This is a genomic window from Rhizobium sp. IBUN (assembly GCF_000510625.1).
GTDB lineage: Bacteria > Pseudomonadota > Alphaproteobacteria > Rhizobiales > Rhizobiaceae > Rhizobium > Rhizobium altiplani.
Map to the genome: position 1 here is coordinate 146,866 of NZ_AZNV01000003.1, position 25,665 is coordinate 172,530.

23 protein-coding genes are annotated in these 25,665 nt (G+C 62.0%); 9 read left to right on the forward strand and 14 right to left on the reverse strand.

Translation table 11 applies throughout. The annotated features are described in order from the left end of the window. Window positions 1-89 precede the first annotated feature (89 nt). Window positions 90-497 (forward strand): DUF2946 family protein, encoded by a 408-nt coding sequence (locus RHIBUN_RS0104805; protein ID WP_025658669.1) that lies wholly within the window; start codon window positions 90-92, stop codon window positions 495-497. A 63-nt stretch (window positions 498-560) separates the two neighbouring features. Beyond that, the gene (locus tag RHIBUN_RS0104810; protein WP_025658670.1) at window positions 561-1,931 is read left to right on the forward strand and encodes a PepSY domain-containing protein; all 1,371 of its coding nucleotides are present in this window, start codon (window positions 561-563) and stop codon (window positions 1,929-1,931) included. A 128-nt stretch (window positions 1,932-2,059) separates the two neighbouring features. On the opposite strand, the gene RHIBUN_RS0104815 is transcribed toward RHIBUN_RS0104810, so the two are convergent. After that, entirely contained in the window at window positions 2,060-2,797 is a 738-nt protein-coding gene (locus RHIBUN_RS0104815; RefSeq protein WP_025658671.1) for an SDR family oxidoreductase, read from the reverse strand. Between the two features lie 132 nt (window positions 2,798-2,929). Next, window positions 2,930-3,694, reverse strand: a complete 765-nt coding sequence (locus RHIBUN_RS0104820) for an SDR family oxidoreductase (RefSeq protein WP_025658672.1) — start codon at window positions 3,692-3,694, stop codon at window positions 2,930-2,932. Between the two features lie 125 nt (window positions 3,695-3,819). Between RHIBUN_RS0104820 and RHIBUN_RS0104825 the strand changes: the two genes are divergently transcribed. Beyond that, a complete protein-coding gene (locus RHIBUN_RS0104825) occupies window positions 3,820-4,725 on the forward strand; it encodes a LysR family transcriptional regulator (protein ID WP_025658673.1) in 906 nt (301 codons plus the stop codon). Here the strand turns inward: RHIBUN_RS0104825 and RHIBUN_RS0104830 are convergent, their stop codons facing one another. Next, entirely contained in the window at window positions 4,726-5,598 is an 873-nt protein-coding gene (locus tag RHIBUN_RS0104830; protein WP_025658674.1) for a LysR family transcriptional regulator, read from the reverse strand. It abuts the gene before it with no gap. Between the two features lie 97 nt (window positions 5,599-5,695). Here RHIBUN_RS0104830 and RHIBUN_RS0104835 point away from each other — a divergent pair, with 97 nt between their 5' ends. After that, window positions 5,696-6,976, forward strand: a complete 1,281-nt coding sequence (locus tag RHIBUN_RS0104835; protein WP_025658675.1) for an MFS transporter — start codon at window positions 5,696-5,698, stop codon at window positions 6,974-6,976. A gap of 22 nt (window positions 6,977-6,998) precedes the next feature. Here RHIBUN_RS0104835 and RHIBUN_RS0104840 read toward each other — a convergent pair whose 3' ends face one another. From RHIBUN_RS0104840 to ubiE, 9 genes are all read right to left on the reverse strand, one after another. Continuing rightward, the gene (locus tag RHIBUN_RS0104840; RefSeq protein ID WP_025658676.1) at window positions 6,999-7,877 is read right to left on the reverse strand and encodes a DMT family transporter; all 879 of its coding nucleotides are present in this window, start codon (window positions 7,875-7,877) and stop codon (window positions 6,999-7,001) included. Between the two features lie 136 nt (window positions 7,878-8,013). Further along, on the reverse strand, window positions 8,014-9,675 hold the full coding sequence (locus RHIBUN_RS0104845; RefSeq protein WP_025658677.1) for a urocanate hydratase: 1,662 nt from the start codon (window positions 9,673-9,675) through the stop codon (window positions 8,014-8,016). A 54-nt stretch (window positions 9,676-9,729) separates the two neighbouring features. Beyond that, window positions 9,730-10,059: a TfoX/Sxy family protein gene (locus tag RHIBUN_RS0104850; protein ID WP_025658678.1), complete on the reverse strand. Its 330-nt coding sequence runs from the start codon at window positions 10,057-10,059 to the stop codon at window positions 9,730-9,732. A gap of 4 nt (window positions 10,060-10,063) precedes the next feature. Then, entirely contained in the window at window positions 10,064-11,161 is a 1,098-nt protein-coding gene (locus RHIBUN_RS0104855; RefSeq protein WP_025658679.1) for a DUF917 domain-containing protein, read from the reverse strand. Continuing rightward, the gene (locus RHIBUN_RS0104860) at window positions 11,161-12,423 is read right to left on the reverse strand and encodes a Zn-dependent hydrolase (RefSeq protein WP_025658680.1); all 1,263 of its coding nucleotides are present in this window, start codon (window positions 12,421-12,423) and stop codon (window positions 11,161-11,163) included. Before RHIBUN_RS0104860 ends, RHIBUN_RS0104855 begins: the two co-directional genes overlap by 1 nt. Beyond that, complete coding sequence (locus RHIBUN_RS0104865) at window positions 12,420-13,802, reverse strand: amidohydrolase family protein (protein WP_025658681.1); 1,383 nt, start codon at window positions 13,800-13,802, stop codon at window positions 12,420-12,422. The genes RHIBUN_RS0104860 and RHIBUN_RS0104865 overlap by 4 nt, the downstream gene beginning before the upstream one ends. 30 nt (window positions 13,803-13,832) lie before the next feature. Beyond that, complete coding sequence (locus RHIBUN_RS0104870) at window positions 13,833-15,416, reverse strand: aromatic amino acid lyase (protein WP_025658682.1); 1,584 nt, start codon at window positions 15,414-15,416, stop codon at window positions 13,833-13,835. Window positions 15,417-15,508: 92 nt separating this feature from the next. Beyond that, window positions 15,509-17,083 (reverse strand): 2-polyprenylphenol 6-hydroxylase, encoded by a 1,575-nt coding sequence (gene ubiB, locus RHIBUN_RS0104875; RefSeq protein ID WP_025658683.1) that lies wholly within the window; start codon window positions 17,081-17,083, stop codon window positions 15,509-15,511. Between the two features lie 56 nt (window positions 17,084-17,139). Continuing rightward, window positions 17,140-17,916, reverse strand: a complete 777-nt coding sequence (ubiE, locus tag RHIBUN_RS0104880; protein WP_025658684.1) for a bifunctional demethylmenaquinone methyltransferase/2-methoxy-6-polyprenyl-1,4-benzoquinol methylase UbiE — start codon at window positions 17,914-17,916, stop codon at window positions 17,140-17,142. A 151-nt stretch (window positions 17,917-18,067) separates the two neighbouring features. Between ubiE and mutM the strand changes: the two genes are divergently transcribed. The 5 genes from mutM (at window position 18,068) to RHIBUN_RS0104905 (ending at window position 23,794) form a co-directional block, all read left to right on the forward strand. Further along, complete coding sequence (gene mutM / locus RHIBUN_RS0104885) at window positions 18,068-18,958, forward strand: bifunctional DNA-formamidopyrimidine glycosylase/DNA-(apurinic or apyrimidinic site) lyase (RefSeq protein WP_025658685.1); 891 nt, start codon at window positions 18,068-18,070, stop codon at window positions 18,956-18,958. Window positions 18,959-18,972: 14 nt separating this feature from the next. After that, complete coding sequence (locus RHIBUN_RS0104890) at window positions 18,973-19,746, forward strand: enoyl-CoA hydratase (protein ID WP_025658686.1); 774 nt, start codon at window positions 18,973-18,975, stop codon at window positions 19,744-19,746. Between the two features lie 185 nt (window positions 19,747-19,931). Next, window positions 19,932-20,210: a 30S ribosomal protein S20 gene (gene rpsT / locus RHIBUN_RS0104895; RefSeq protein WP_016552476.1), complete on the forward strand. Its 279-nt coding sequence runs from the start codon at window positions 19,932-19,934 to the stop codon at window positions 20,208-20,210. An 835-nt stretch (window positions 20,211-21,045) separates the two neighbouring features. Next, window positions 21,046-22,593 (forward strand): chromosomal replication initiator protein DnaA, encoded by a 1,548-nt coding sequence (gene dnaA, locus RHIBUN_RS0104900; RefSeq protein WP_025658687.1) that lies wholly within the window; start codon window positions 21,046-21,048, stop codon window positions 22,591-22,593. Window positions 22,594-22,714: 121 nt separating this feature from the next. Then, window positions 22,715-23,794: a saccharopine dehydrogenase C-terminal domain-containing protein gene (locus RHIBUN_RS0104905; RefSeq protein ID WP_025658688.1), complete on the forward strand. Its 1,080-nt coding sequence runs from the start codon at window positions 22,715-22,717 to the stop codon at window positions 23,792-23,794. On the opposite strand, the gene RHIBUN_RS0104910 is transcribed toward RHIBUN_RS0104905, so the two are convergent. Both RHIBUN_RS0104910 and fhuF read right to left on the reverse strand, forming a co-directional pair. Beyond that, on the reverse strand, window positions 23,791-24,918 hold the full coding sequence (locus RHIBUN_RS0104910; RefSeq protein WP_025658689.1) for an ABC transporter substrate-binding protein: 1,128 nt from the start codon (window positions 24,916-24,918) through the stop codon (window positions 23,791-23,793). The two genes, RHIBUN_RS0104905 and RHIBUN_RS0104910, sit on opposite strands and share 4 nt — an antisense overlap. Then, a complete protein-coding gene (fhuF, locus tag RHIBUN_RS0104915) occupies window positions 24,915-25,664 on the reverse strand; it encodes a siderophore-iron reductase FhuF (protein WP_025658690.1) in 750 nt (249 codons plus the stop codon). Before fhuF ends, RHIBUN_RS0104910 begins: the two co-directional genes overlap by 4 nt. Window position 25,665: the final 1 nt, after the last annotated feature.

Below are 25,665 nucleotides of genomic sequence, written 5' to 3' on the forward strand. Positions count from 1 at the left end.
CCTAAGCCTTTGGGGAATAATAAGCAATCGGCACCGGAAGCGCGTTGGTCGCAGTGACAATGCTGCCCTCTTGTGGCATGGAGCGAAGCATGGGGACCATGCGAAGCATCTTGCGGGATCGGGTATCGGCCAGCGCCGTCGCGCTGCTGGTCGCCTGTCTATTCCTGATCCAAGGACTGCTGAGCGGCACTGTGCAGGGTTCCATGGCGGCGTCCGCCGTCGATCCCTTCGCAATCATCTGCTCTTCAAGCGGACACGGTTCCATCGACGATGCCGGACATGGCAACTTGCCGGCCAAGAAGGCGCCCGAGTGCCCGTGCGGCACGCTCTGCCGTCTGGCATCGGCTGCCATGCCGGCAGTTCTCGCCGCGCAGGCGGCGGTCCTCTACGTCGCAGTCGAAACTGCAATCGACGCAGCGATCCGAACCGATGCTGACGTTTTGCCCGCTTTACGCGGGCGGATCGCTGAACCGCGAGCACCTCCCATTACCGCCTGACGTCATCGCTCGACCTCGCGCGCGTCACGCCGAGGTTCGATTTTCCTACGTTGGGAGTCCTCCATGTCCGATCTTACCATCGGTCGCGAGAGCGTCAGCGCCTCCGCGCGCTCCGCCTTCGACCTCTATCGCGCCGTCTGGCGCTGGCATTTTTACGCAGGCCTTCTTGTCCTGCCCTTCATGATCACGCTGGCGATCACCGGCGGCCTCTACCTGTTCAAGGATGAGATTGACGCGGTGATCCATTCCGAACTCAAGCGCGTCGAAGTGCAGCAAGGCGCAAACCGCGCGGCACCTTCCACGATGGTGGCTGCTGCCCGTGCTGTTTACCCCGGAATTACAGTCAAGTTTACCGACCCTGCCACGCCCGATGCCTCTGCCGAAGTCACCATCGGCACCGAGGCGGAAGGCAAACTTGCCGTCTACGTCAATCCGTATACCGCTAAGGTGCTGGGCGCGTTGCCGGATCGCGGCACTGTCATGTGGACGATCCGCTACCTCCACAGCCTCAAATATTTCGGCAACTACGCGCGTATGCTGATCGAGATCGCCGCCGGATGGTCGATCCTGTTGGTTGCCACCGGCGTCTACCTCTGGTGGCCACGCCTACAGACAGGCGGTGTTCTCTCCGTTCGCGGCACCCCTAAGCGGCGGGTCTTCTGGCGGGACACTCATGCGGTCACCGGTATCTTCGTCGGCTTCTTCATCGTCTTCCTGGCCATCACAGGCATGCCTTGGTCGGGGGTCTGGGGCGGCAAGGTCAACGAATGGGCCAATGGCAACAACTTCGGCTATCCCGCGGGCGTGCGGGTTGCCGTACCTATGTCCGACGAGCATCTCGACCACGTCGCCAAGACATCCTGGTCGCTGGAGCAGGCGCAAGTACCGCACTCGTCAGGGCACGCCCATCATGCACAGGCGATTGGCCTCGATGACGCCGTAGCCACCTTTGATCGTCTTGGCCTGCATCGGGGTTACGCCGTCAACATACCAACCACAGCGGATGGGGTGTTTACCGGATCGGTCTATCCCGACGATCTTTCCAAGCAGCGGGTCGTGCATCTCGACCAATATTCCGGGACGCCGCTGATCGACATGAGCTATGCCGACTACGGTCCGCTCGGCAAATCGCTCGAATGGGGCATCAACACTCATCTCGGTCAGCAGTTCGGGCTTGCGAACCAACTGGTGCTGCTTGCCGCTTGCGCGGCGATCATCCTGCTTGCGGTTTCGGCGGCCGTCATGTGGTGGAAGCAACGCCCAGCGGGCTCGCTCGGCGTCCCGCCGATGCCTGCTGACAAGCGTGTTGTCCGCGGCCTGATCGCGATGCTCGCTGTTTGCGGAGTGTTCTTCCCGCTCGTTGGCCTGTCGCTGGTCGTCATGCTGGCAGCGGACTGGGTCTATATCAGGAGCAGGACGAAGCGTTCGGCGTAAGTGCGGGCCGCGATCCGGTGCTTCTGCTCCCCGCCGTCGTCCTCATGATGCCGGCTGATGAACACGGAAAGGCCGCGGAGGAGAGGGGTCCGCGGCCTTCTCAGGCATCCTCTGATGGATCTCGGTCCTCAGAGGTTACTCATCCCGCCATCGATAACGAGCTCACTGCCGACGATGTAGGGAGCCTCGTCGGAGGCGAGGAAGATGATGGTTTTGGCGACTTCGCCGGCATCGCCGAACCGGCCGACCGGGATCTGTGCCGCCCTTGCCTTGGTGTCGGTTTCCGACATGCCGAGCTTGCCATAGAGCGGTGTCGCGATGGGCCCGGGGCTGACGGCGTTGACGCGAATGCCGCGGCCGATCAGTTCACCGGAGAGCGTCTTTGCAAGCGTCAGCAGCGCGCCCTTGGTTAGGGCGTAGACGCTCGAATTCGGCATGCCGATATGGGCATTGATCGACGTGTTGAGAACGATCGAAGCCTGGTTCGAAAACAGCGGCAGAAGGGCCTGGATCAGAAAGAAAGGTCCCTTGACGTTGATCGCGACCGACCTGTCGAAGGCTTCCTCGCTCCATTGTTCGAGCGCACCGAACTCCGCCACGCCGGCGTTGACGAAAAGAATGTCGAGATGCCCGAAGCTCTCCTTGATCGCGCCGGCGACGACCTTCTGGCCGGCTGCGTTGCCGGCATCCGCCTGGATGACCAACGCCTTGTCGCCAAATTCGGCACGGGCCGCCGCGACGCTCTTTTCGCTGCTGCCGGTGATGGCAACGCGAGCGCCGTCGGCGATGAATTGACGGGCGGTTTCGAGGCCGATGCCGCTGGTGCCGCCGGTGATCAGGGCTGTCTTGTTCTGTAAGCGTGCCATTGTCGTGAGTTCCTGTGTTCCCGTTGGGCGAGCGCCCGTTGCTGCCTTGGATGATGTGATGAAAATGCCGTCGCGATAATCCGCCCTTTTTCGGAAAGCTTGTCCAGTCAGAGCGGATAGTCGAACGCAGGATCAGGTGCGGGTGATCGATGCGCCACCATCGACCAGCGAGGCCGTACCGGTGACGAAGCTCGAGTCGTCGGATGCGAGGTAGAGTACGGAGCGCGCAAGTTCCTCAGGCGCTGCGACACGCTTCAGCGCATGCAGGTTGGTGATGAAGCTCTGCTTGCCCTCAGTGTCGTTCATCTCGCGATACATGTCGGTATCGACCGCACCCGGCAGAACCGCGTTTACGCGCACGTCCTTCGGGCCGAATTCGGCAGCGAGCGCCTGCGTCAGGCCAATAAGGCCGGACTTGCTGGCGGCATAGGCGGCAACACCCGGGAAGGCGAAGCTGTAGCCGACGAAAGTCGAGGTGAAGATGACGGAGCCGCCGCCATCCTTTTCCATCTGCGCGATCTGATGCTTGGCAGCCAGGAAGGAGGCCGTCAGGTTGATCGTCAGCGCTTCGGTGAAACCGGCCTCGGAAACACCGGTGCTCGGGCCGGCTTCGCCAAGGATGCCGGCATTGTTGAAGGCAATGTCGAGCTTACCGTAGCGCTCGACGGCGGTGGCGACCAGCGCCTTGTGATAGTCTTCCGAGCGGACGTCGCCGGCAACAGCAACGGCATGTCCGCCGGCTGCCTTGATCTCTGCGACCAGGTTTTCGAGTTCAGCCTGGCGGCGGGCGCCGACGACGACCTTGGCGCCTTCGGCCGCAAAGAGCTTGGCCGTTGCGCGACCGATGCCGGCACTTGCGCCAGTGACGATGGCGACTTTTCCATTCAAGCGGTTCATTGTTCCATCTCCAGTATGGGGTTGGGATGGCGATTGCCGTCCCTTTCGATGGGCAGAAGATGGCATTTTCTTTTCGTTCGGATTAGTCTCCAAATGGTGGAACTCGAATTCGGATTTGCCGAACGATGATCAGGGTTGAGGGAATAACGGCCTTCGTGGCGATCGTGGAATCCGGCTCGGTCAGCGAGGCTGCCCGACGCCTGCGCCTATCGAAGTCTGTCGTCAGCGAGAGGCTTGCGGAGCTTGAAAAGTCGCTTGGCGGTGTGCTCCTGCATCGCACCACGCGAAAACTCACTTTGACGGAAGACGGTACGGCCTTTCTGGAGCGCGCGACGCGGATCGTTCAGGAAATCGAGGACGCCACCGCCGAGATGGCGGTGCGCCGAGGCACGTTGTCCGGCCCGCTGCGCATTGCCGCCCCCGTTACCTTCGGGCGCATGCATCTTGGCCCCGCGCTATACCCGTTTCTGGCCGCGCATCCGGAAATCCGATTGGTGCTCGACATCGACGACCGCCGCGTCGATGTCTCCTCGGAAGGGTATGATGCCGTGGTCCGGCATGGTCCGATCGTCGACTCCCGGTTGGTCGTGTGGAAACTCAGTCGCAGCCGTCGGCTTTTGGTCGCGTCACCGGATTATCTCAGCCGCCATGGTGTGCCGAAGACCCTTGCCGATCTCGATGGCCATAAAGGCATCTTCTACACCAACCGGGGCGTTGCGGACTGGCGGTTCCAGACGCCGGATGGAGCCATCGTCGTGCGGGCAAGCCAGGCCGTCGGCATGAACAATGGGGACATGATCCGCGATGCCGCGGCTGAGGGTCTCGGTATCGCGCTTCTGCCAGCCTTCATTGCTGGGCCTGCGATCAGTGTGGGACAGCTGCAGGAGATCGATGTCGGCTACAGGCCGGAAGCCGAGTTCATCTACATGGCGCATCCGGAGGGGCGCAATCCGTCCGCCAAGCTGCGCGCTGTCGCCGACCACCTGCGCAAGACCTTCGGCGATCCGCCTTATTGGGATCCTGCCGGCTGATCAGACGAGGCTCATCATGTTTGCGGCGACGCGCGACCGCTGCGCCTTCAGCATCGCAAGCCCGAGACGCGCCACCAGCGGCGGCCCCTCGATCTGGCGATAGGCGACCCCGTCGAGTGTCAGGTGGGCAATCGAGGCTGGCACAATCGATACGCCGAGATCGGCGGCGACCAGATTGACGACGGATGGGATCTGCGGCGCCTCCTGCGTCACGACAAGCTCGAAACCGGCATCGCGGCAGCCACGCACGATATCATCATAGAGACTGAGGCCAACCGTCCGCGGAAACAGAATGAACGGCTCGCCGGCAAGCGCCGACACGGGCACCTTCTCGTATTTCGCAAGCGGGTGGTGCGCCGGCAAGGCAATCAGCATCGGCTCATCTGCCAGGCGTTTCAGCGTGACGTTCTTCGGATCCTCCAGGCCGGGCCTGATGAAGGCAACGTCGATTTCCTCACGCAGCAGTTTCTCCATCAGCCAGTTACTGTTCATCTCGGTCAAGGAGAGGCTCACCTCTGGCCACTGCGAGCGAAAGCGACGGATCGTGCCGCTGACCGCCGTGTTGAAGGCTGAGGATGCCGTGAAGCCGAGCGCCAGCCGACCGGTCTCGCCTCGGGTGGCGCGCTGGGCGGCGAGCTTCGCCTTCTCGGCGGCCGCGATGGCAGCGCGACCCTCCGGCAAAAAGGCGCTCCCAGCCTCCGTCAGTTCCGCGCCATGTGGGACGCGATGAAACAGTGCCGCCCCGATCTCGTTTTCAAGATCGCGGATCTGTTGGCTGAGCGGCGGCTGTCCGATGCCGAGGTTTGCTGCGGCGCGGGTGAAATTTCCCTCTTCGGCGACGGCGAGAAAATAGCGGATATGGCGCAACTCCATCGGTATCTCCAAAAGCTATGAAGAATGTCATTTTCATATATTGGACAAATGGCGCGCTGCTGGCTAGATCAAAAGGCGTGAAAGGTTGGTACCCCCAATGCAACGCGCCGCAAACAGCTCGCCAGACGCCTCCGAAACCCATCCCCGTCCGAATCTCCACCTCGTGCGAACGACGACGGAAATGCAGGAAAAGCAGTTCTTGCTGCGCGGCACGTCACCTTATCGACGTGCCAGCCTCGCCCTCTTCCTTTCCGGCTTTGCTACCTTCTCGCTGCTCTATTGCGTGCAGCCGCTGATGCCGATCTTTGCCACGGACTTCGGCGTGAGCCCGGCAGCGAGCTCGCTCTCCTTGTCCCTATCAACAGGCTTTCTCGCCTTCGCGATCTTCTGTGCCGCTGCCGTCTCCGAAAGCTTCGGCCGCCGCAGCCTGATGTTCGCCTCGCTGCTTGGCGCGTCCGTCTGCACGATTGCCTGCGCCTTGGTGCCGAGTTGGCATGCCCTGCTCGTCATCCGCGCGCTTGAAGGGCTGCTGCTTGGCGGCGTGCCGGCCGTGGCGATGGCCTATCTCTCGGAAGAGATCGATCCCCGCGGTCTTGGCGCCTCGATGGGTCTTTACATCGCCGGTAATGCTTTTGGCGGCATGGCAGGCCGCGTCGTCACCGGCACATTGGCTGAGTTCTTCTCATGGCGCATTGCATTGGGTTCGCTTGGCGTGCTCGGCCTTGCCGCGGCAATCGGCTTCTTCCTGCTGCTGCCCGCGTCGCGCAATTTTGCGCCGCGCAAGGGTTTCGATGTCCGCTTTCACGTGAGGGCCTGGGTTGGCCATATCGGCAACCCGGCGCTGCCATTGCTCTTCGCCATCGGCTTTCTCGCCATGGGCAGCTTCGTCACCGTCTACAACTACATCGGTTTCCGTCTCGTTCAGCCGCCATACAATCTCAACCAGACGGAACTCGGCCTGATCTTCACGGTCTATCTGTTCGGTATCGCCGCATCCTGGCTCGCCGGCCTGCTTGGAGATCGCATCGGCCATTTCATCGTGCTGCCGGCCGGCATTGCGATTGCGGCGGTCGGCGTCGCGGTCACGCTGTCATCCTCGCTGCCGCTGATCGTCTTTGGCATCGTGTTGCTGACATCGGGCTTCTTCGTCGCCCACTCGGTGGCGAGCGCCCTCGTTGGTCGCCTTGCCCGCGGCACCAAGGGGCACGCGTCCGCGCTCTATCTGTTGTCCTACTACATCGGCTCCAGTGTTGCCGGTTCGGTCGGTGGCTATTTCTGGGGTGCCGATGGCTGGAACGCCGTCGTTGCCTTCACGCTGTCGCTGCTGGCGCTTGGCATGGTCGCGGCGCTCACCGCCGCCAAGCTGGCGAAGCGGTAATCATTTGCGAAAAATAAGCCGACTAAACGTTTTTCAGCGTGCGGCGTGGCTGCTGTGACCGGGCCATGCCGCTCCACAGATACCAGAAGACCGAGATCAGGATGATCACGCCGCCGATGATCGTGGAAAGCGTCGGCGTCTCTGAGAAGGCGAGCCAGACCCAGAGTGGGCCGAGCACGACGTCGAGCAAACCGATCAACCCGGCCTCGCTCGAGGGAATATAGCGGCCGCCGGTCATGAACAGTAGATAGGCGATTCCCGATGTCGTCGACCCGAAGACGGCAAGCACGAGGATCTCCTGCAGGCTCGGTATCGCGTGCGACATCAGTGGCAGGCAGAGCAGCACGCAGAAGCCGGATCCAAGCGCATTGACCGGCGCCAAGCGCAGTGCGGGGTAGCGCCGCGCCGCGACGAGCAGGATGCTGAAGGTCAGCGTCATCAAGAACGCCAGCGCGTTGCCAGTGATGTCCTGGGGCCTCGCGCCGAAACCTGCAACGATCAGAACGCCAACGAAGGCGATCATACTGGCGATGAGCACACGCCTGCTGATCTTCTCCTTCAACCAGACATAAGCGATGGCTGCCGCGACGAACGGGACGGTCGCATAGATCGCCAGCACGTTGGCGACGGTCGTCAGCTTCAGCGCGCCGATGTAGCCATACATCGATATAGCGGCCATGAGACCGAACAGCGGATAGAAATAGAGCGGTACCTTGCCGGGTTCCGCACTGATCCGCTTCTTTGCCAGAATGATGATCGTGAGCGCCAGACCGCCAAACAGCGAGCGCCATCCGAGCACGGTCCAGACATCGAGATCGAGCGCGCGGACGAAGAGCCCCGCGGTGCTCCACATGATCGTAGCAATGCTGACGAGGAGTATACCGTAGGTGCGGGGCTGCATGGCGGGTCCGTTCATTGGAAGGGCAGCGTCGAATCAACACTCGATCTCTATCAGAGGCGCACGACCTGCGATCGATCGGTTGCGCCACGCCATAGCGTAATCGGACAGAAATGCTTCCGAGACAGGTGCCTTAGCGCTATCCGAGCCTAATGTAGGGAACGTCCTTCTTGGCCACCTCGTCGAGCGCCTCGTCATAGCCGGCATCGGCATAGCGCATGACGCCAAGCGCCGTGTCGTTGGTAAGCGCATGGTCGAGCCGCTCGTCGGCAGCGTCGGTGCCATCGGCCACGACGGTGAGGCCGCAGCTCGTCATGTAGCCGGCATAGCCGCCCCCGCCGGAATGCACGGCCACGAGATCTGCCATCGACGAGCAGAGCATCATCGCATCGATCAGCGGCCAGTCGGCGATGGCGTCGGAGCCATCCTTCATCCGCTCGGTCATGATGTTCGGATGCGCCATCGCACCGGCGTCGAGATGATCACGCGAGAAGGCGACAGGACCTTTCAGTTCACCGCTTGCGACCAGTTCGTTGACCCGGCGGGCCAGCATCGTGCGTTCACCGTGACCGAGCCAGGCAATACGCGCCGGCAGTCCTTCGAAGGGCACGTGCTTGCGCGCCAACCGGATCCAGTTGGTGATAATCTTGTTGTCTGGGAACATTTCGAGCAGCAGATCGTCGATCAGGGCGATATCACTTTCCGCGCCTGAGAGTGCCATCCAGCGGAAAGGGCCGATTGCCCGGGCAAAGAGCGGTCGCAGATAGGCTTCGGTGAAGATCGGAATGTCGAAAGCGTTGGCGACGCCGCCTTCCTTGGCCTGTGTGCGGATAAGGTTGCCATTGTCGAAGACCTCGGAGCCCTTCTTCTGGAAGTCCAGCATGGCAGTGACGTGCTGCACGATCGAAGCTCGGCTTGCCGCCATCAGCTGTCCTTGACCGTCCTCGCGCAGTTCGCGAACCTGCGCAAGGCTCATGCCCTTCGGCACGTAGCCGTAGACGAGGTCGTGCGCGGAGGTCTGGTCGGTGACGATATCCGGCACGATGCCGCGCCGCGCGATCTCGGGATAGATTTCCGCAGCATTGCCGACGAGACCAACCGAAAGCGCCCGCTTGTCCTTCACTGCAGCATCGATCATCGCAAGCGCCGTATCGAGATCCGGCGCGATTTCCTGCAAGTAGCCGATCTCCTGGCGCTTCTTCGCGCGCTCGGGATCGATGTCGACGCAGAGGATGGCGGCCCCCGCCATGCGGCCGGCGAGCGGCTGCGCGCCGCCCATTCCGCCGAGTCCCGCCGTCAGCACGAAGCGTCCGAAGAGATCACCGCCGAACCGGCGCTCGGCAATGCGCATGAAGATTTCATAGGTGCCCTGGATGACGCCCTGGCTGCCGATATACTGCCACGCGCCCGCCGTCAGCCCACCCCAGCAGATCAGCCCCTTGCGCTGCAGCTCGTAGAAGACCTCGGCCTTCGCCCATTGCCCGACGATGTTGCAGTTCGCCATGATGACAAGCGGCGCCTTCGGATGCGTCTTCACGAGGCCGATCGGCTTGCCGGACTGGATCAGCAGCGTCTGGTCCTCGTCCATTTCGGTCAGTGCCTTGACGATGCCCTTGTGCGCCGCCCAGTTGCGCGCTGCCTTGCCGAGCGCGGCATAGACGATGAGATTGTCCGGATCCTCACCGACGGAGAGAACGTTCTCCAGGAGCCGCAGCAGCGCCTCCTGCCGCCAACCCTTGGCGCGCAGCTCCGGCCCGCCCGGTATCGGAAATTTCGGGTGACGTGGATTGGGCTTCGGCATCTTGGTCGTTCCTCTATCTCTGTCTTTTTTGGGTCTCTTAGGCCCAAGCTCCGTTCACTTGGCGGGCAGTGAGCGCACAAAGGCCGTCGCGGCCTCCAGGAGGCGGCGCCGCAAATCGTCATCGCCGTAAATCTCCGCGCCGACCCGGATCCAGCCGGGCATGGCGCGACCGCCGGAAAGCATCTGCACGGCGCCGGGCAAATCGAGCGCCCAGCCGTCATTGCCTTTGCCGAGGCGGACCAGCATGCCGTCTTGTCGGGCGCCGCAAAGGAGATTGCCGTCGAGCAGAAAGGCCAAACCACCGAACATCGGCTTCTCGCTGAGACCGGACATAGTACCCAGCTCTTCCCTCAGCAATTCCTCGAGGCCGACGTCCCGCGCCATGCGATCAGGCCTTTGCCGCGAGCGCGTAGCGGGCAAGCTCGATCCCCATCGCCTTCTCCACCGGGGGATAGACGGTCGGGTCGAGAACGCTTGCCGACAGCGGAATGATGCTCATCGGCACATGCAGGATGAAGACATGCATCCCACCCTTCAACTGACCGACGCTCAGCGGCTCGCCCTCGGGCGAGAGCGTTGTGATAACCGAGGGGAAGGTGGCGATCCGTTTGCCCTCGATGTCGTCGACGGCCATGTATTCGTTCATCACATGCATGGTCACCGCCTTGTCGCCGGAGCCGACGACGATCGTGCCGATGTCGAAGGCCTCCTTGGTATAGACGACGTCCTTCTTGGTGATGATCCCTTCGGCCAGGATGTGCCCGCCTGTTGTCTTGCAGATGGCATCGATCACGGCTGACCCGCCGTTCTTCTCAGCCGCAATGATCGCCTCGCCCAGCGCCAATGCCATCGAGATGCCGCCAAGTGCTGCGTGGGTACGCACATAAGAGGCGCGCAGCGGATTGCGGCAGCTGGCGATGAAGCCGCCCGACTGGTCGGAAGCCGCCCGCAGGATCGGCGAGATCTTCGCCGTCGCCCCCTTCACCACAAGCTCGATGTATCGGCTTTCGGCGCGGTTTCCGCCGACCGCCGTCTGGATCATCTGCGCGGGCGAGCCCGCCATGCCGATCGAGCCCATGTCGCCGGTCGGATGCGCGCGGATATCGCCGACGGCATCGACGACCTTTGTTCCGAGAATGGCGGAGGGCAGCCAGCCGTTCAGCGTCGACGACTTGCCGTTCTGGCCGATGATCAGGCCGGACAGTTTTTCGCCGAGTTCGTCCTGCAGCAGCTGCACCGCCTTCACATAGTCGATGCCCTGCATCTCCCAGGGTGTCGTGGAAGCGGGCGCGCCGATCGCGGCGGCCGTCGCGATCCAGTCGTCGTCCTTCAGCTCGTCGATCGACACAAGTTCCGGCTTGCCGACGTTGACCGCTGCATAGCCGAGCATGCGTCCGTGATCCGCCCAGCCGCCGCCGCCGGCGGCATAGACCGACCCGCCCTTGACCGCTGCTTCTACGTCCTTCTCAACGAGTATGCGTCCCATCAGGCATTCTCCTGCTTCAAGCTCTTGTCCATGTCCATGACGGCTTCGAAAAGCACGGCCGCCCCAAGCGCGATGTCGTCGTTCTCGGCCCACTCGTCAGCGGAGTGGCTGCGCCCCTCCTTGCAGGGTACGAAGATCATCGCGGCGGGCGCTACCTTGGCAATCCAGGCCATGTCGTGTCCGGCGCCCGATGCCATGCGCCGGTGCCTGGCGCCGACGGTTTCGCAAGCCCTTTCGAGCGTCTTTAATAGCCCGGCATCGCTCGGCGTCGGATAGTTGTCGGAGACGCGCATCGGGCTTTTGATGGACACTCCGTAAGCGATGGCTAACTTTATGACATGTTCGTCCAGCCACTCGCAGAAGGCCTCCATGTCGTTGCGAATCTCGGCGCGCCCATCGATCAGCAGGACGACCTTCGAGGGAACGACGTTGGCGGCATTCGGCTCGATCCCGAACTCGCCGACCGTCGCCGCAAAATGCCCCGGCGTCTTCGCGCGGGCGGCTGCGGCATTGCGGATATCGAGGACCAGTTGCGCGGCGGCGACCAGCGCATCCGAGCGGCTATCCATCGGCGTCGTCCCGGCATGGTCGGCGCGGCCTTTGACGATGATCTCAATCCGGGTGATCCCGGCGATCGCAGTGACGATGCCGATATCTTTCTTCTCGTTCTCAAGGACCGGGCCCTGCTCGATATGAAGTTCGAGAAAGCCCGAAATATCGGGCCTGTTTTGCTGCTGCAGCACGCCCGGGCGCCCGCCGACCTCGGCAATCGCCTCGGCGAGGTCGCGTCCATCACTCGCGCGCGAAAGCCAGGCTTCCGGCAGTTGCCCGGTCATGCCCCGGCTGCCGATACAGGAAACGCCGAAGATACTGACCTCCTCCGCAAGGAAGTCGACGATCTCCAGGTCGTGATCGAGCTCGATGCCCCGATCGCTGAGCGCACGCGCGACCTCAATCGCCGCCACCACGCCGGCAATGCCGTCGAAACGCCCGCCATCCGGCACGGTGTCTGAATGCGAACCGAGCATGATCGTGCCGCGCCCGTCGATGGCGCCCCGCCGCTTGCCGATCAGATTGCCGGCGGCATCGATCCGGGTCTCAAGGCCAGCCGCTCGCATGCGCGCTTCGATATAGGCGCGCCCCTCGAGAAAGAGCGGCGAGAAGGCACGACGGGTCCAGGGACGGCCGGGCTCGGTGATCCTGGCCAGAGCGTCGATATCCTCGGCGATACGACCTGCGTTGACCGGCAGGTTTCTGGTCATTCTGCGGCTCCGGCGATCACCTGCCTCGGCAGCGGACGCACAAATCGGCCGGTCCCCGGTTCAGCCAGCACCGTCGCGCCATGGGTGATCTTCTCCCCGCGCAGATAGGTCGCGGCGACCGTCCAGGGAAGGCGGATGCCGTTGTAAGGGCTCCAGCCGACCACGTTGTTGCCGCTCGCAGCTGCGTCATAGACCGTTTCGCGCGGCTCAAGTACGACGATATCGGCGTCCTTGCCTGGCGTGAGCGCTCCCTTCACGTGGTCGAGGCGGAAATGCTTTGCCGGGTTCTCTGCCATCAGCTTGGCCGCGAAGGTCAGCGGGATACCGCGCTCGGCGGCACCCTTGATGAAGAGCGGCACCATCACCTCGAGCCCGGGCACACCGGACGCGTTCGCCAGCATGTCAGGATTGGTCTTGCGATTTTCGGACCAGCTGACGTGATCCGTCGAAACCAGCCAGACATTGCCCTCGGCAACCCTGCGCCACAGCGCCTCGACCTCGGCACGCGGCCGGATCGGCGGATTGATCTTCGCCTTGCCGCCGAGGCGTTTGACGTCGTTTTCCTCGTCCAGCGTCAGATAGTGAATGCAGCATTCCACCGTCGCCTCGAAACCGTCACGGCGATAGGCGCGCGCGATGTCATAGCCGCGTCCGAGCGAGCAATGGACCACATGCGAGGGACATCCCGTATTGGCGCCGGTTTCAAAGATGGTGTGCATTGCCAGCAGTTCGGTGATCGGCGGCCGCGACAACCCATGCGCCCGCCAATCGGTGATCCCGCTTGCTTTCACGCGCTCCATGTAGGCGCGGACGGCCTCGTCATCCTCGTTGTGGACGCCGGCGGTCAGCCCGGTCGGCGCAATTGCGGCAAAGCATTCGTCCAACAGGGCAGGGGGAATGCGCGGAAAACGTTTCGGATCCGTACCAAACGTCGAGAACTTGAAGGCGGCAACGCCGGCATCCACCATTTCGGCGACCCGCTTGGCGCCTTCCTCGGGATCCACGGTGCCGTAGAGTGCAAAATCGACCCGCGCCTGCGGGCCGGCTTGGGCGATCTTCTTCTTTACCGCTTCCGCCGAACAGACAAGATTGCCTTCATCGTAGGGCATGTCGACGATCGTCGTCACGCCGCCGGCAGCAGCCGAGCGCGTCGACCAGATGAAATCCTCCTGGTTCTTCTGCGACAGAGAGTGAACTTGGGCGTCGATTGCTCCGGGCAGGATCAATGCCTTGCCGAGGAGATGGCGTTCGCGGGCGGCAGGCGGCACGCCGAGGCCGATTTCCGCAATCTTGCCGTCGCGGACGGCGACGTAGCCGGTTTCCAAGATACGCTCCGGCAGAACGACCGTGCCTTGCAGAACGAGATCGAAATCAGCCATGCCGCTTTCTCCGTGGCAAATATTGAAGGATCAGATGGCGACCGGTTCCTGGGTCAGACGCTGCTCGATACGCTCCAGTGAGCCGAGCGCAAAGAAATCGTCGAAGGATGCGATCGGCACCTCTTCGATCAGCTTGGACATGAAGGCGTCGGAGCCGAATTCTTCCTCGATCGCTTCCACCTCGGCAGAGAGTGGCCGGTCGACCGTGTAAAAGTCCGCATGCTTGCGAACGACGTCATAGAGCATTCCGCCGACACCTTTCGGCTTGTCGCCGAGAATGTCCACGGCTTGGGCCGAAAGCAGCGCCTCGAGAGCGGCGAGGCGCATCAGTGCCCGCATCTGGCGCTCGAAGCGCTCGATTACCAGCGGCAGGAAGGCAGCCTCATCCTCGAGGCCGGCCGCAACCACCAGCGACTGCGCCGAAACCGGGTTCGACATAGACAGGACGCGGGAGAAGATTTCGCCGGCCAGCTTGATGATCGGGCCAAAGCCAGTGGCGATGCGGCCAGGCGGCACGAGATTGACCGGCAGGTCGCGGCGCTGGCCGTTGCCGAGGAGGACGCAGCGGTTGAAAGCATTGCGGGCGGCGTGCGCCATGCAGAGAGCGGCCGATTCCAGCAGGATCGTCACGTCGAGCGGCAGCGATCCGCCCGAGGTCATCACCCGCCCCTCGACGACGACGGGGTTGTCGTCGGAGCGTCCGGTAGCGGCGAGGATCTTGTGACCCGTCGTCAGCAGGTTCTCGATGACTGCACCGAAGACCTGCGCGATCATGCGCAGGCTCAACGGATCCTGGACATGAGTTTTGACTGGCCATTGCCAGGCGTCCGACGCATTGCAGAGCCAGGAGCCGATCAAGGCCTCCCGGGAGGTGCCGACATGGCGAACGGAAAGCCACGGATCGCGGGAAGCGCCGAGCGCGCCTGATGCCATCATGCCGGAGGCCAGCAGCACGCGTATGGAGGCCGCGGCACTGCGGGTCGCATCCGCCGCCGCGGCGAAGCTGACGGCGTTAACGCTGAGCGAGGCCAAGCTGTCGCGCGGGGCCATCGTAAAGGGCTTCATGCCGGCGGCGGCGAAGGCGTCAGCAGCCTGCATGCGCTTGCCGCGATAGACCGCTTCCCCGACGCCGGTCAGCACGGCGCCGATCTGTCCCATGAGACCGATGTCGGCGCAACCGATCGAGCCGGTGCGGCGGACGACCGGGATGATGTCGGCTTCCAGCATTCGCATATAGGCATCGACGAGTTCGCGCGTGCAGCCGACCTGTCCGGTCAGCGCGGTATTGATGCGGATGGCCATCGCATTGCGCACGACCGAGCTCGAAAACGGTGTCCCGGTGCCGAAGTGATGCGCACGCACCAGCCCGAGATTGAAGGCGTCCAGATCTTCTGGAGACCACTCGACATCCTTCATGGCGCCGACGCCGGTGGTCGCCCCGTAGACGGGCATCCCGGCCTTGATCGCGTCCTCGACGATCCCCCGGGCAATCTCGATGCGGGCCATTCCGGTCGCGGAAGCTGAAAGCGCCACCTTGCCCGATCCCATCCTCACCATCTCAGCAAAGCTGAGCGGCTGCCCGGAAAGTTCGATGCGGGGGCGTTCATGCTTCATCTGCCATATCTCCTTGAAAAGTGAGAGTATGCGACGGCGCTACCGAATGGGATATCCCAAATATCGAACACAGCATGCATTGCTGCGACGGATCAGGTGACCACCCAGGCTATATAGAGAAGAGCAAGCGCGATAATCCAGAGGGCGACCCGACCGGAGCGATTATGGCGCGCCTCGGATTTGCCGATCGCCTCGGCCGTTTCCGCGTCGAACCGCAATCCATTCTCGCTCATCTGTAGCAGCTGATGGTGAAACTTCTCGGTCTTGGCGGCAATCTCCGGCGCCGCTTCGGCAAGCTTCACAGCCGCCTTCAGCCCGTCCTTGAGATCGGTGACGATGCGCTTCGGGCCGAGATTGTTGCGGATCCAGTCGCCGACGACGGGTTCGGACGCCTTCCACATATTGAAGCGTGGATTGAGCATGCGCGACACGCCTTCGACCACGACCATGGTCTTCTGCAGCATGACCAGTTCCGGTCGCGTCGCCATGTCGAAGAGTTCGGTCACCTCAAACAGCAGCGTCAGCAGCTTGCCCATCGAGATCGTCTCGGCAGGCTGGCCATGAATCGGCTCGCCGATCGCGCGGATCGCCTGCGCGAAGCTCTCGACATTGTGGTGGCCTGGCACGTAGCCGGCTTCGAAGTGAACTTCCGCGACCCTGATATAGTCGCGGGTGATGAAGCCGAAGAGAATTTCGGCGAGGAAGCGGCGCTCCTTTTTCCCCAGGCGTCCGACGATCCCCATGTCAACGGCGACGATATCGCCGTGTTCGTCGACAAAGAGGTTACCGGGATGCATGTCGGCGTGGAAGAAGCCGTCGCGCAGCGTGTGGCGGAGGAACGACTGGATCAACGTGTCCGCGAGCAGGTTGAGATCGTGGCCGGCGGCGCGCAGGCCCTCGACATCCGACATCTTCACGCCGTCGATCCACTCCATTGTGATCACGTCGCGGCCGGTGCGCTCCCAATCCACCTTCGGCACACGGAAGCCCGGGTCCTTCTCGGTGTTTTCAGCAATCTCGGAAAGGGCCGCGGCCTCCAGCCGCAAGTCCATTTCGACCTTGGTGGTCTGCTCCAGTGTTTTCGTGACCTCCACCGGCCTCAGGCGCCGGCTAGAAGGCATGAAGCGCTCCTGCATGTGAGCGACGAGGTACATCGCCTCGATATCATGCGTGAACCGCTGGCGCACGCCGGGGCGGACGACCTTGACCGCTACCTTCTTGCGTCCGGCAGGCGTATCGACCTCGGCGGGGTGCACCTGGGCAATCGAAGCCGCTGCAATCGGCTCATCGAAGCTCGCATAAAGCTCCTCGATCGGGCGGCCGAGAGACCCGGCGATGCTCGCCTTGGCCGCTACGAGCGGAAAGAATGCCATGCGGTCCTGAAGCTGCGACAGATCGTCGGCAAACTCGACGCCTACGACATCCGGACGCGTCGCCAGGAACTGGCCGATCTTCACGTAGGAGGGGCCGAGCCGCTCCACCGCCTGCGCCAGCCGGTCGCTGCGCTTCTTCGATTTCGAACGATTGCGCGCGAACAAGCCGACAAACGACTTGGCGATGCCGACGGACGGCGGAAGATCTTCCGACGGCAGGGCCGAAATTACACCTTCGCGCACCAGAATCCAGCCGACGCGCGAGAGCCGGAAATATGCCCCCAGAGTGCTCATGCCGGATTGCCTGCCTGCGAAAGCCAGCGGGTGAACGATGTGCCCTCAACCATGCGTCAGAGCTTCCAGCCGGAATGAAGGGCTGCGATGCCGCCGGTATAATTCGTGAAGCTCACGCGCGAGAAGCCGGCATTGCGGATCATCTCGGCGAAGTTCTCCTGGTTGGGGAACTTACGGATGGACTCGACGAGATACTGATAGGGCTCGGCCTCGCCGGTGATCGCCTTGCCGAACTTCGGAATGGCGTTGAACGACCAGCTGTCGTAGACGCGGTCGAGCAGTGGCATGTCCACTTCGGAGAATTCGAGCACGAGCAGCCGGCCGCCGCGCTTCAGCACGCGATGGGCTTCGCTGAGCGCCACGTCGATGCGAGGCACGTTGCGGATGCCGAAGGCAATCGTATAGGCGTCGAAGCTGTTTGCTTCGAACGGCAGGTCCTCGGCGTTGGCCTCGACGAAAGTGAGGTTGTCGGAGAGCTTCTTCTTGGCGGCACGTTCGGCTCCGACGGCGAGCATCGAGCCGTTGATGTCGAGCACGGTTGCATGGGCCTGTCGGTTCGAGGCCTCGACGATGCGAAACGCGATATCGCCGGTGCCGCCGGCAACGTCGAGAACCTTGTAGCCGGGTTCCTTGCGCGGATTGAGGGCTGAGATCATCGCATCCTTCCAGACGCGGTGCATGCCGACCGACATGACGTCGTTCATGATGTCGTAGCGCTTGGCGACCTTATGGAAGACCTCGTTGACGAGGCCCTGCTTTTCACCATCCGCCACTTCGCGGAAGCCGTAGGATGTTTCCATGCCGCCTTCGGCGGAGGTACGGCTTTCTGACATCGAAATACTCCATCTATCTGAAATCGGCGCGGCGACCATAGCGAACGGACCCGCGCAGCGCTATCTGTGGGCCACGGTCAAAGCTGCGGCACCTTGGCGCTATAGCGCACAACGCCCGTGGTTGAAACATGTTAGATATAGATGGGTTAAGATGCCGGAATTGCCAGAAGTCGAAACCGTCAGACGCGGGCTTGCCCCCACCATGGAAGGCGCGCGGATCGCCCGCCTGGAACTGCGCCGCAAGGACCTGCGATTTCCCTTTCCGGACGGTTTGGAGGCGCGGGCAACCGGTCGCGAAATCGTCGCGCTCGGTCGCCGCGCCAAATATCTGCTGATCGATCTCGATGACGGCACGACGATCATCTCGCATCTCGGCATGTCAGGTTCCTTCCGCATCGAGGCAGGACCGCTATCCGATGCTCCCGGCGAGTTTCATCATGCCCGTTCGAAGGATGAAAAGCACGACCACGCGATCTTCCACCTGGAAGGACCGAATGGCATCAGCCGCGTCATCTATAATGACCCGCGCCGCTTCGGCTTCATGGATATGGCGCAGCGCTCCGAGCTTGATCTCAATCCCTTCCTCTTCGGCCTCGGGCCGGAGCCGACCGGCAACGAACTCAGCGCTGCCTATCTGGCGGAACGATTCATGGGCAAGGCGCAGCCGCTGAAGAGCGCGCTGCTCGATCAAAAGAATATTGCCGGGCTCGGCAATATCTATGTCTGCGAGGCGCTGTGGCGCGCGCATTTGCGCCCCACCCGGGCAGCGGCGACTGTCGTCACCAAGACCGGTAAGCCGAGCAAGCAGATGGACCTCCTCGTTGCGTCGATCCGCGACGTCATCGCCGACGCCATCAAGGCGGGGGGCTCGTCCCTGCGGGATCATATCCAGACGGATGGGTCTCTCGGGTATTTCCAGCACTCTTTCTCGGTCTATGATCGCGAAAGTCTATCTTGCCGCACGCCCGGTTGCGGCGGTACGGTCGCGCGCATCGTTCAGGCGGGGCGCTCGACCTTCTACTGCCCTGACTGCCAAAAATAACGGGAGGATTGTCCATGGCCTACGAAACGCTGATCGTCGAAACTCGCGGAGCGGTAGGGCTCATCACATTGAATCGCCCGCAGGCGCTGAACGCGCTGAATTCGACAGTGCTAAAGGAGCTTCTACAGGTTCATGAAGCCTTCCAGGCCGACGACGCTATTGGTGCGATCGTTTTGACTGGCTCCGAGCGTGCATTCGCCGCCGGTGCCGACATCAAGGAAATGCAGCCTCTCGGCTATGTCGATGTCTATAGCCGCGATCTGATGAGCGGCTGGGACGACGTTGCCAAGGCGCGCAAGCCTGTCATCGCTGCCGTCAGCGGCTTTGCGCTTGGCGGTGGCTGCGAGCTTGCAATGATGTGTGACATCATCATCGCCTCGGAGACTGCCAAGTTCGGCCAACCCGAGATCACCCTCGGCGTCATCCCCGGCATGGGCGGCTCTCAGCGGCTGACGCGCGCCGTCGGCAGATATAAAGCCATGGATCTGATCCTCACCGGCCGGATGATGGATGCCGCCGAAGCGGAGCGGGCGGGACTCGTTTCACGTGTGGTGGCGCCCGAGCGCCTGCTGGACGAGGCGCTGGAGGCGGCCGCCAGGATTGCCTCGCAGTCGCGTCCTTCCGTTCTGATGGCCAAGGAAGCGGTCAACCGTGCCTTGGAGACGACCCTGGACGAAGGTCTGCGCTTCGAGCGCCGGCTTTTCCATAGCCTGTTTTCCACCGAAGACCAGAAAGAGGGGATGACGGCCTTCATCGAAAAGCGTAAGCCTGCCTTCAAGAACCGCTGAGCCTTAGAGAAAGGCGGCGTTTCCTTGAAAATGCGCGTTGACGTGGGTCGGCTTTAGGGTTATATGCCCGCCCACGGTTCGGGAAGCCACTCCGGTTTTCCGATTATGCTCCCGCATTACTGTATGAAGTGGCCGCAAGGCCCGCGGTGATGACGGAGTTTGTTCGAATTCTTAGAGAGGCATCCATGGCCAATACAACTTCGGCGAAAAAAGCGACCCGCAAGATCGCCCGCCGTACCGACGTCAATAAGGCTCGTCGCTCGCGCGTTCGTACTTTCGTTCGCAAGGTCGAAGAGGCAATCGCATCTGGTGATGCTGCCAAGGCTAAGGAAGCTTTCCTGGCCGCGCAGCCGGAACTGGCTCGCGCCGCAAGCAAGGGCGTTGTGCACGCCAACACGGCTTCCCGCAAGGTTTCGCGCCTCGCAGCTCGTGTGAAGGCTCTGTCGGTTTCTGCGACCGCATAATCTTTCGTTAATAAACGCAGCATTATGATTAGCCCGGCAACTTTGTCGGGCTTTTTCGATTCCGCCGACTAGCTTCCGTATGGTTAATTCGGCGACGATTTCATGTCGAGCGTGTGACATGAAAAATTCAATTAAAACAAATACTTGTTGTAGGATACTTCAGGTGTGCTCGACTCGGGCCCTACAATCTGCGGTCTGAGCAGAGTCAAGAAGCTTTTTTATTTTTTTCTTTTTATGCGTGTCAAAAATGCCCAGAATCGGAATCCCCTTGATTCAAAAGCGATTCTTTTTTGACATCAATGTGACGCCCAAAAACTGCAGCCGGAGTCAACGGCCCGCTCTTAATTTTGCGTAAAATTCATCGTTGATTCCCGCATTCGATCCTGCCTAAATGCCGATCAACAAGGGGTCCAGACATCACCTGTAAAGGCTTGGTCTGAAACTGCCACGTCGGCAGGGCGATGATCCTGTGCCACTTGTTACGGAGAGTCAAAGTCTTCGGTTTTTCACGCAGTTAGGCATTTTTGACCGCGATGTGGCTGTCGCGGAACGGTAATGTTTTGTGTGTTGGTTGCACGCGTTGCGTGAAGCCGAATGGGAAGAGAAGTCGTGGCAGGACGATTGGAAGCCGGTGTTACGAGGAACGGCATCCAGTCCGAGGGAACGCAGTCGAACCGCATGATGCGGCGCGCACTTTCCCGGGAGCATCTTGCGAGTGGGGCAGTATTTGAGTGAACCGGCAGGCGAGTGGCTCATGAGGGTGCCACTTTCTAGCCATAGCGGGGAAATAATCGGGCGACGAAACAAAGTCGGCCGACGAATGGAAGGCGGCATGATGCAGATGAATACAATGACGGCGGATGTCCTGGAGAGTGGGGACAATGAACCGCAGGCGTTTGGCTCTATTTGCGCCGAGGCGGCAGGGGAAAAGGGAGACATGAAGCATGGTGTACTTTTCGAGCGTGTCAGCGCCCGTCTGAAGGCGCAGGTCGGTCCGGATGTTTATGCAAGCTGGTTTGCACGGCTGAAATTGCATTCGGTTTCAAAGAGCGTCGTGCGCCTGACGGTGCCGACAACTTTCCTGAAGTCCTGGATCAACAATCGGTATCTTGAGCTGATCACCAGCCTGTTCCGGGCCGAAGACTCTGAAATCCTGAAAGTCGAAATTCTTGTTCGCACGGCAACGCGTGGCGTTGGTAAGCCGGCTGAAGAGCCGGTTTCCCCGGAGCCTGTTGCCGCTGCGCAGACGCGCCGCCCTGTGGCGCAGCATGCCGGCCAGATTGCGCAGCAGGCGGTTTCGTCCGCTGCCGCAGCCCGTCCGGCCACCTCCGGCCAGCCGCTCTTCGGCTCGCCTCTGGATTCCCGCTTCACCTTCGACACCTTCGTCGAAGGCAGCTCGAACCGCGTGGCACTTGCCGCCGCCAAGACGATTGCGGAAGCCGGACAGGGCGCTGTCCGTTTCAATCCGCTGTTCGTCCATTCCAGCGTCGGCCTCGGCAAGTCGCATCTTCTGCAGGCGATCGCCAATGCCGCGGTTCAGAACCCGCGCGCACTGCGCGTCGTCTATCTGACGGCAGAGTATTTCATGTGGCGTTTCGCAACCGCGATCCGCGACAATGATGCTCTGACGCTCAAAGACTCGCTGCGCAACATCGACCTTCTGATCATCGACGACATGCAGTTCCTGCAGGGCAAGATGATCCAGCACGAGTTCTGCCACCTGCTGAACATGCTGCTCGACAGCGCCAAGCAGGTCGTGGTCGCTGCCGACCGCGCTCCCTGGGAGTTGGAATCGCTCGATCCACGTGTCCGCTCGCGTTTGCAGGGCGGCGTTGCCATCGAGCTCGATGCGCCGGACTACGAAATGCGCCTCGAAATCCTGAAGCGTCGCCTCGCCGTAGCTCGCGTCGAGGATCCGTCTCTGGAAATCCCGCCGGAACTGCTCAACCATGTTGCCCGCAACATCACTGCGAGCGGCCGCGAACTGGAAGGCGCCTTCAACCAGCTGCTCTTCCGTCGCTCCTTCGAGCCGAACCTGACGGTAGAGCGCGTGGACGAGCTTCTTGCCCACCTTGTTGGTTCGGGTGAGCCGCGTCGCGTCCGCATCGAGGATATCCAGCGCATCGTCGCACGGCACTACAACGTGTCGCGCCAGGAGCTGGTCTCGAACCGCCGCACCCGTGTCATCGTCAAGCCGCGCCAGATCGCCATGTATCTGTCGAAGACGCTGACGCCGCGGTCCTTCCCGGAAATCGGCCGTCGCTTCGGCGGTCGCGATCATACGACCGTGTTGCATGCCGTTCGCAAGATCGAGGAGTTGATTGCTGAGGATACGAAGCTCTCGCATGAGATCGAGTTGCTGAAGCGCCTGATCAACGAATAGTCGGGAAACCTTCTGTGCTTTGACGGCCGGGGCATTGCTCCGGCCGTTTTCTTTTGCGCACAATCTTCTGTACGCTGGCTGTGAGGGGCGTGTGCCGCGTGCGCAAAAGGGGAGGGAGTTGATGAGTTTCGACAGGATTGCCGTTCTCGGGCTGGGCAAGATCGGGCGGTTGGCAGCGACGCTCCTGCACGAGGGGGGCTTCGACGTTCTCGGCATCGATATTCAGGCGCCGACAGAGAGCCTTCCGTTCCAGTGCATGAGTGGGGACGTTTCCGACCCCACCACCATCGGCGAACTGCTGTCGAGTGTCGAGGCCGTACTTTCCTGCCTGCCCTATCACCTCAACATCGGCCTGGCGCGCGCTGCCCATCTTGCCGGGATCCATTATTTCGACCTCACGGAAGACGTGCCGACCACTAATTTCATCATCGAACTATCCAAGAACGCGCGCGGGCTGATGGCGCCGCAATGTGGCCTCGCCCCCGGCTTCGTCGGTATTGTCGGATCGAGCCTTGCGGATGGATTCGACAAATGCCGTTCCATTCGCATGCGCGTCGGCGCCCTGCCGCAGCATCCGACCGGTCTCCTCGGCTACGCCTTCAACTGGTCGCCCGAAGGCGTGGTCAATGAGTATTTGAACGACTGCGAAGTGATCGAGGGGGGCATTCGCAAGCTCGTCTCGCCGATGGAATGGCACGAGACGATCTATGTCGAGGGTGTGAAGCTGGAGGCCTTCACGACATCAGGCGGCCTCGGCACCATGTGTGACACCATGCTCGGCAAGGTCGAGAACCTCGACTACAAGACGATGCGCTATCCCGGACACATGGATCTGATGAACTTCTTCTTTCACGAACTCCTGATGCGCGACAGGCGCAAGCTTGCCGGTGAAATCCTCACCAACGCCAAGCCGCCGGTCGAGGATGATGTTGTGTATGTCCACGTGGCAGCGGAGGGCACGGAGAACGGCAACCTGCGCCGCAAGGAGTTTGTGCGCGCCTACTATCCGATCGAGATAGCAGGCGCTCGCCGCACGGCGATTGCCTGGACGACATCGGCCTCGGTGGTTGCCGTGATCGAAATGGTGCGCGAGGATCTGCTGCCGTCCACCGGCTTCCTGCATCAGGAATACATTCCGCTGGAGATGTTCCTCAACATGCCGACGGGCAGTCTTTTCAAGACCGGTGCGCCTGGACGTTAGCCCGCCAAACTAGTCCAGTATGCCCCCTCGAACGGGACCGCAGCGAAATGCTCGTTGATTTCGGCGAGGCTGCCCGCCGGATCGAGATCGCCGAACAGGTCAGGCCTTACCCAGGATGCCACGGCTTCCGCCGCCAGCACATTCAGCGGCACGGCGTTGAAGAAGTTCCACATGCCATGCACATTTCCCTCGCGCACAGCCTTCAGTGGGGCAAGGGCGGGTGCCTTAACGGTTTCCTGGAGCGACCGACGGGCTTCTGCGGGAGCGACGCCAGGGCCAATCGAGAAGACGGTGTAGACGCCACCCGGCGAGCCTGTGGCGATATAGACGTCCGGCTCCGCCGCGATGATGTATTCCGCCGTCACCGGCCCGCCCTGCGGCGGTAGGTTCTTGTCCGCGATGCTGCGTCCGCCGGCAAGCGTGATCAACTCGCCGAGGCCGGTCCGGCCGATCGCCCAGCTGCCCCGTGTTGCGCTCGGGAAGGCGTCCATCAGCACCAGCGGCGCATCCTCGCCTCTCCCTGCCGACTCCGCCTTGATGCGCTGCACCCGCTTTTCGAAGAACTGCGCATAATCTTCCGCTTGCCGATCGCATTCCAGAACGCGGCCGAGGAGGCGAATGTCTCGCGGGGTGTTCTTCAGTGGATCGAGATTGAAATCGACGACGATGACAGGCACGCCGATCGATTGGAGATAGTCGATGGCACGTTCGCCTTGTTCGCCATCGGCCTGCCACCTGCCCATGATTGCAAGGTCCGCCTCCAAGGAGAGTGCGACCTCAAAGTTCATGCCATCCGCCTGCCCATTGCTGACGAGCGGGACCTTGTCGAGGGCCGGAAACTTGCTGCGAAAGGCGTCGTAGATGAACGGATTGTCCGTCTTCATGTCGGTCGCCCAGCCAGCAAGCAGGCTGACCGGATCCGGATGGATCAGCGACAGCGCGAAAAGATTGAATCCCGTTCCGAGGATGATCGACTTCGGCTTCCTTGAAATCGTCACCGTTCGACCGACCGCGTCGGTCACGGTCAGCGGCCAGCGCGTCTCGGCCTTCAAGAGAGCCGGCGCGCAGAGCGTCGTGGACGCGGCGGCGAGAAAGCCACGTCTCGTGATCGTGGAAAGGGTCATTGTACGTTCCTTTGGCTCGGAAGAGCGCAAGGCTTGCCGCAGCTAGGCACGCCGGGCAGCATGTAGCGCAAGCAGCATATCTTCCGCCGGGCGACGCGCTCACCATCCTCCTCGACATATCGGACGCTGCCGCAAAGAGGATTGACGCCGCCATCCGGCAGGCAGCCGCGCACGAACACCGTGAGATCGGGGCCTTCAGCTGGCCGGGTCAATCGCAGCGCATAGTCGAGATAGACAGCGGCATTGTTCCAGCACAGCTTGGCCGAAATACCGCAAGCGTTGAGTTTCGCGACCGCCTCGGGAAGATGTTGCTCCAACAATGGACCTATCGCCCCGAACCCGTCGTCCTCCTCGACCGAGGCATGCCCGCCCCGGTGTGGAACGCCGAACGCCCGTGGCAGCCCGTTCTCCTGCAATGCGATGGTCATCTCATCGAAGGCGATCGGTAGCGCCTGCGCGGCGAGGCGGCGCGCCAGCACGTAGGGGATGGAAAGAGTGGAGAAGTAATATAACGACCACATCGAGACGACTGCGCGCCTGTCGCTGTCTCCACATGCCTCGGCATAACGATCAATCGCCTGCCTGAACCCGCCGTCACCGAAGAAGCGCGGCAGCGGTACCCCGTCCGATAGCTCGGTTGAGAGTACCATCTTCTCGCTGCACCACGCATGCTCGCCGGCGAAAGCCGGCGAGAGAATCGAGGCGCTCTGGCCTCGATCGGCGACATGGTGCTGTGCGCTCGCCATC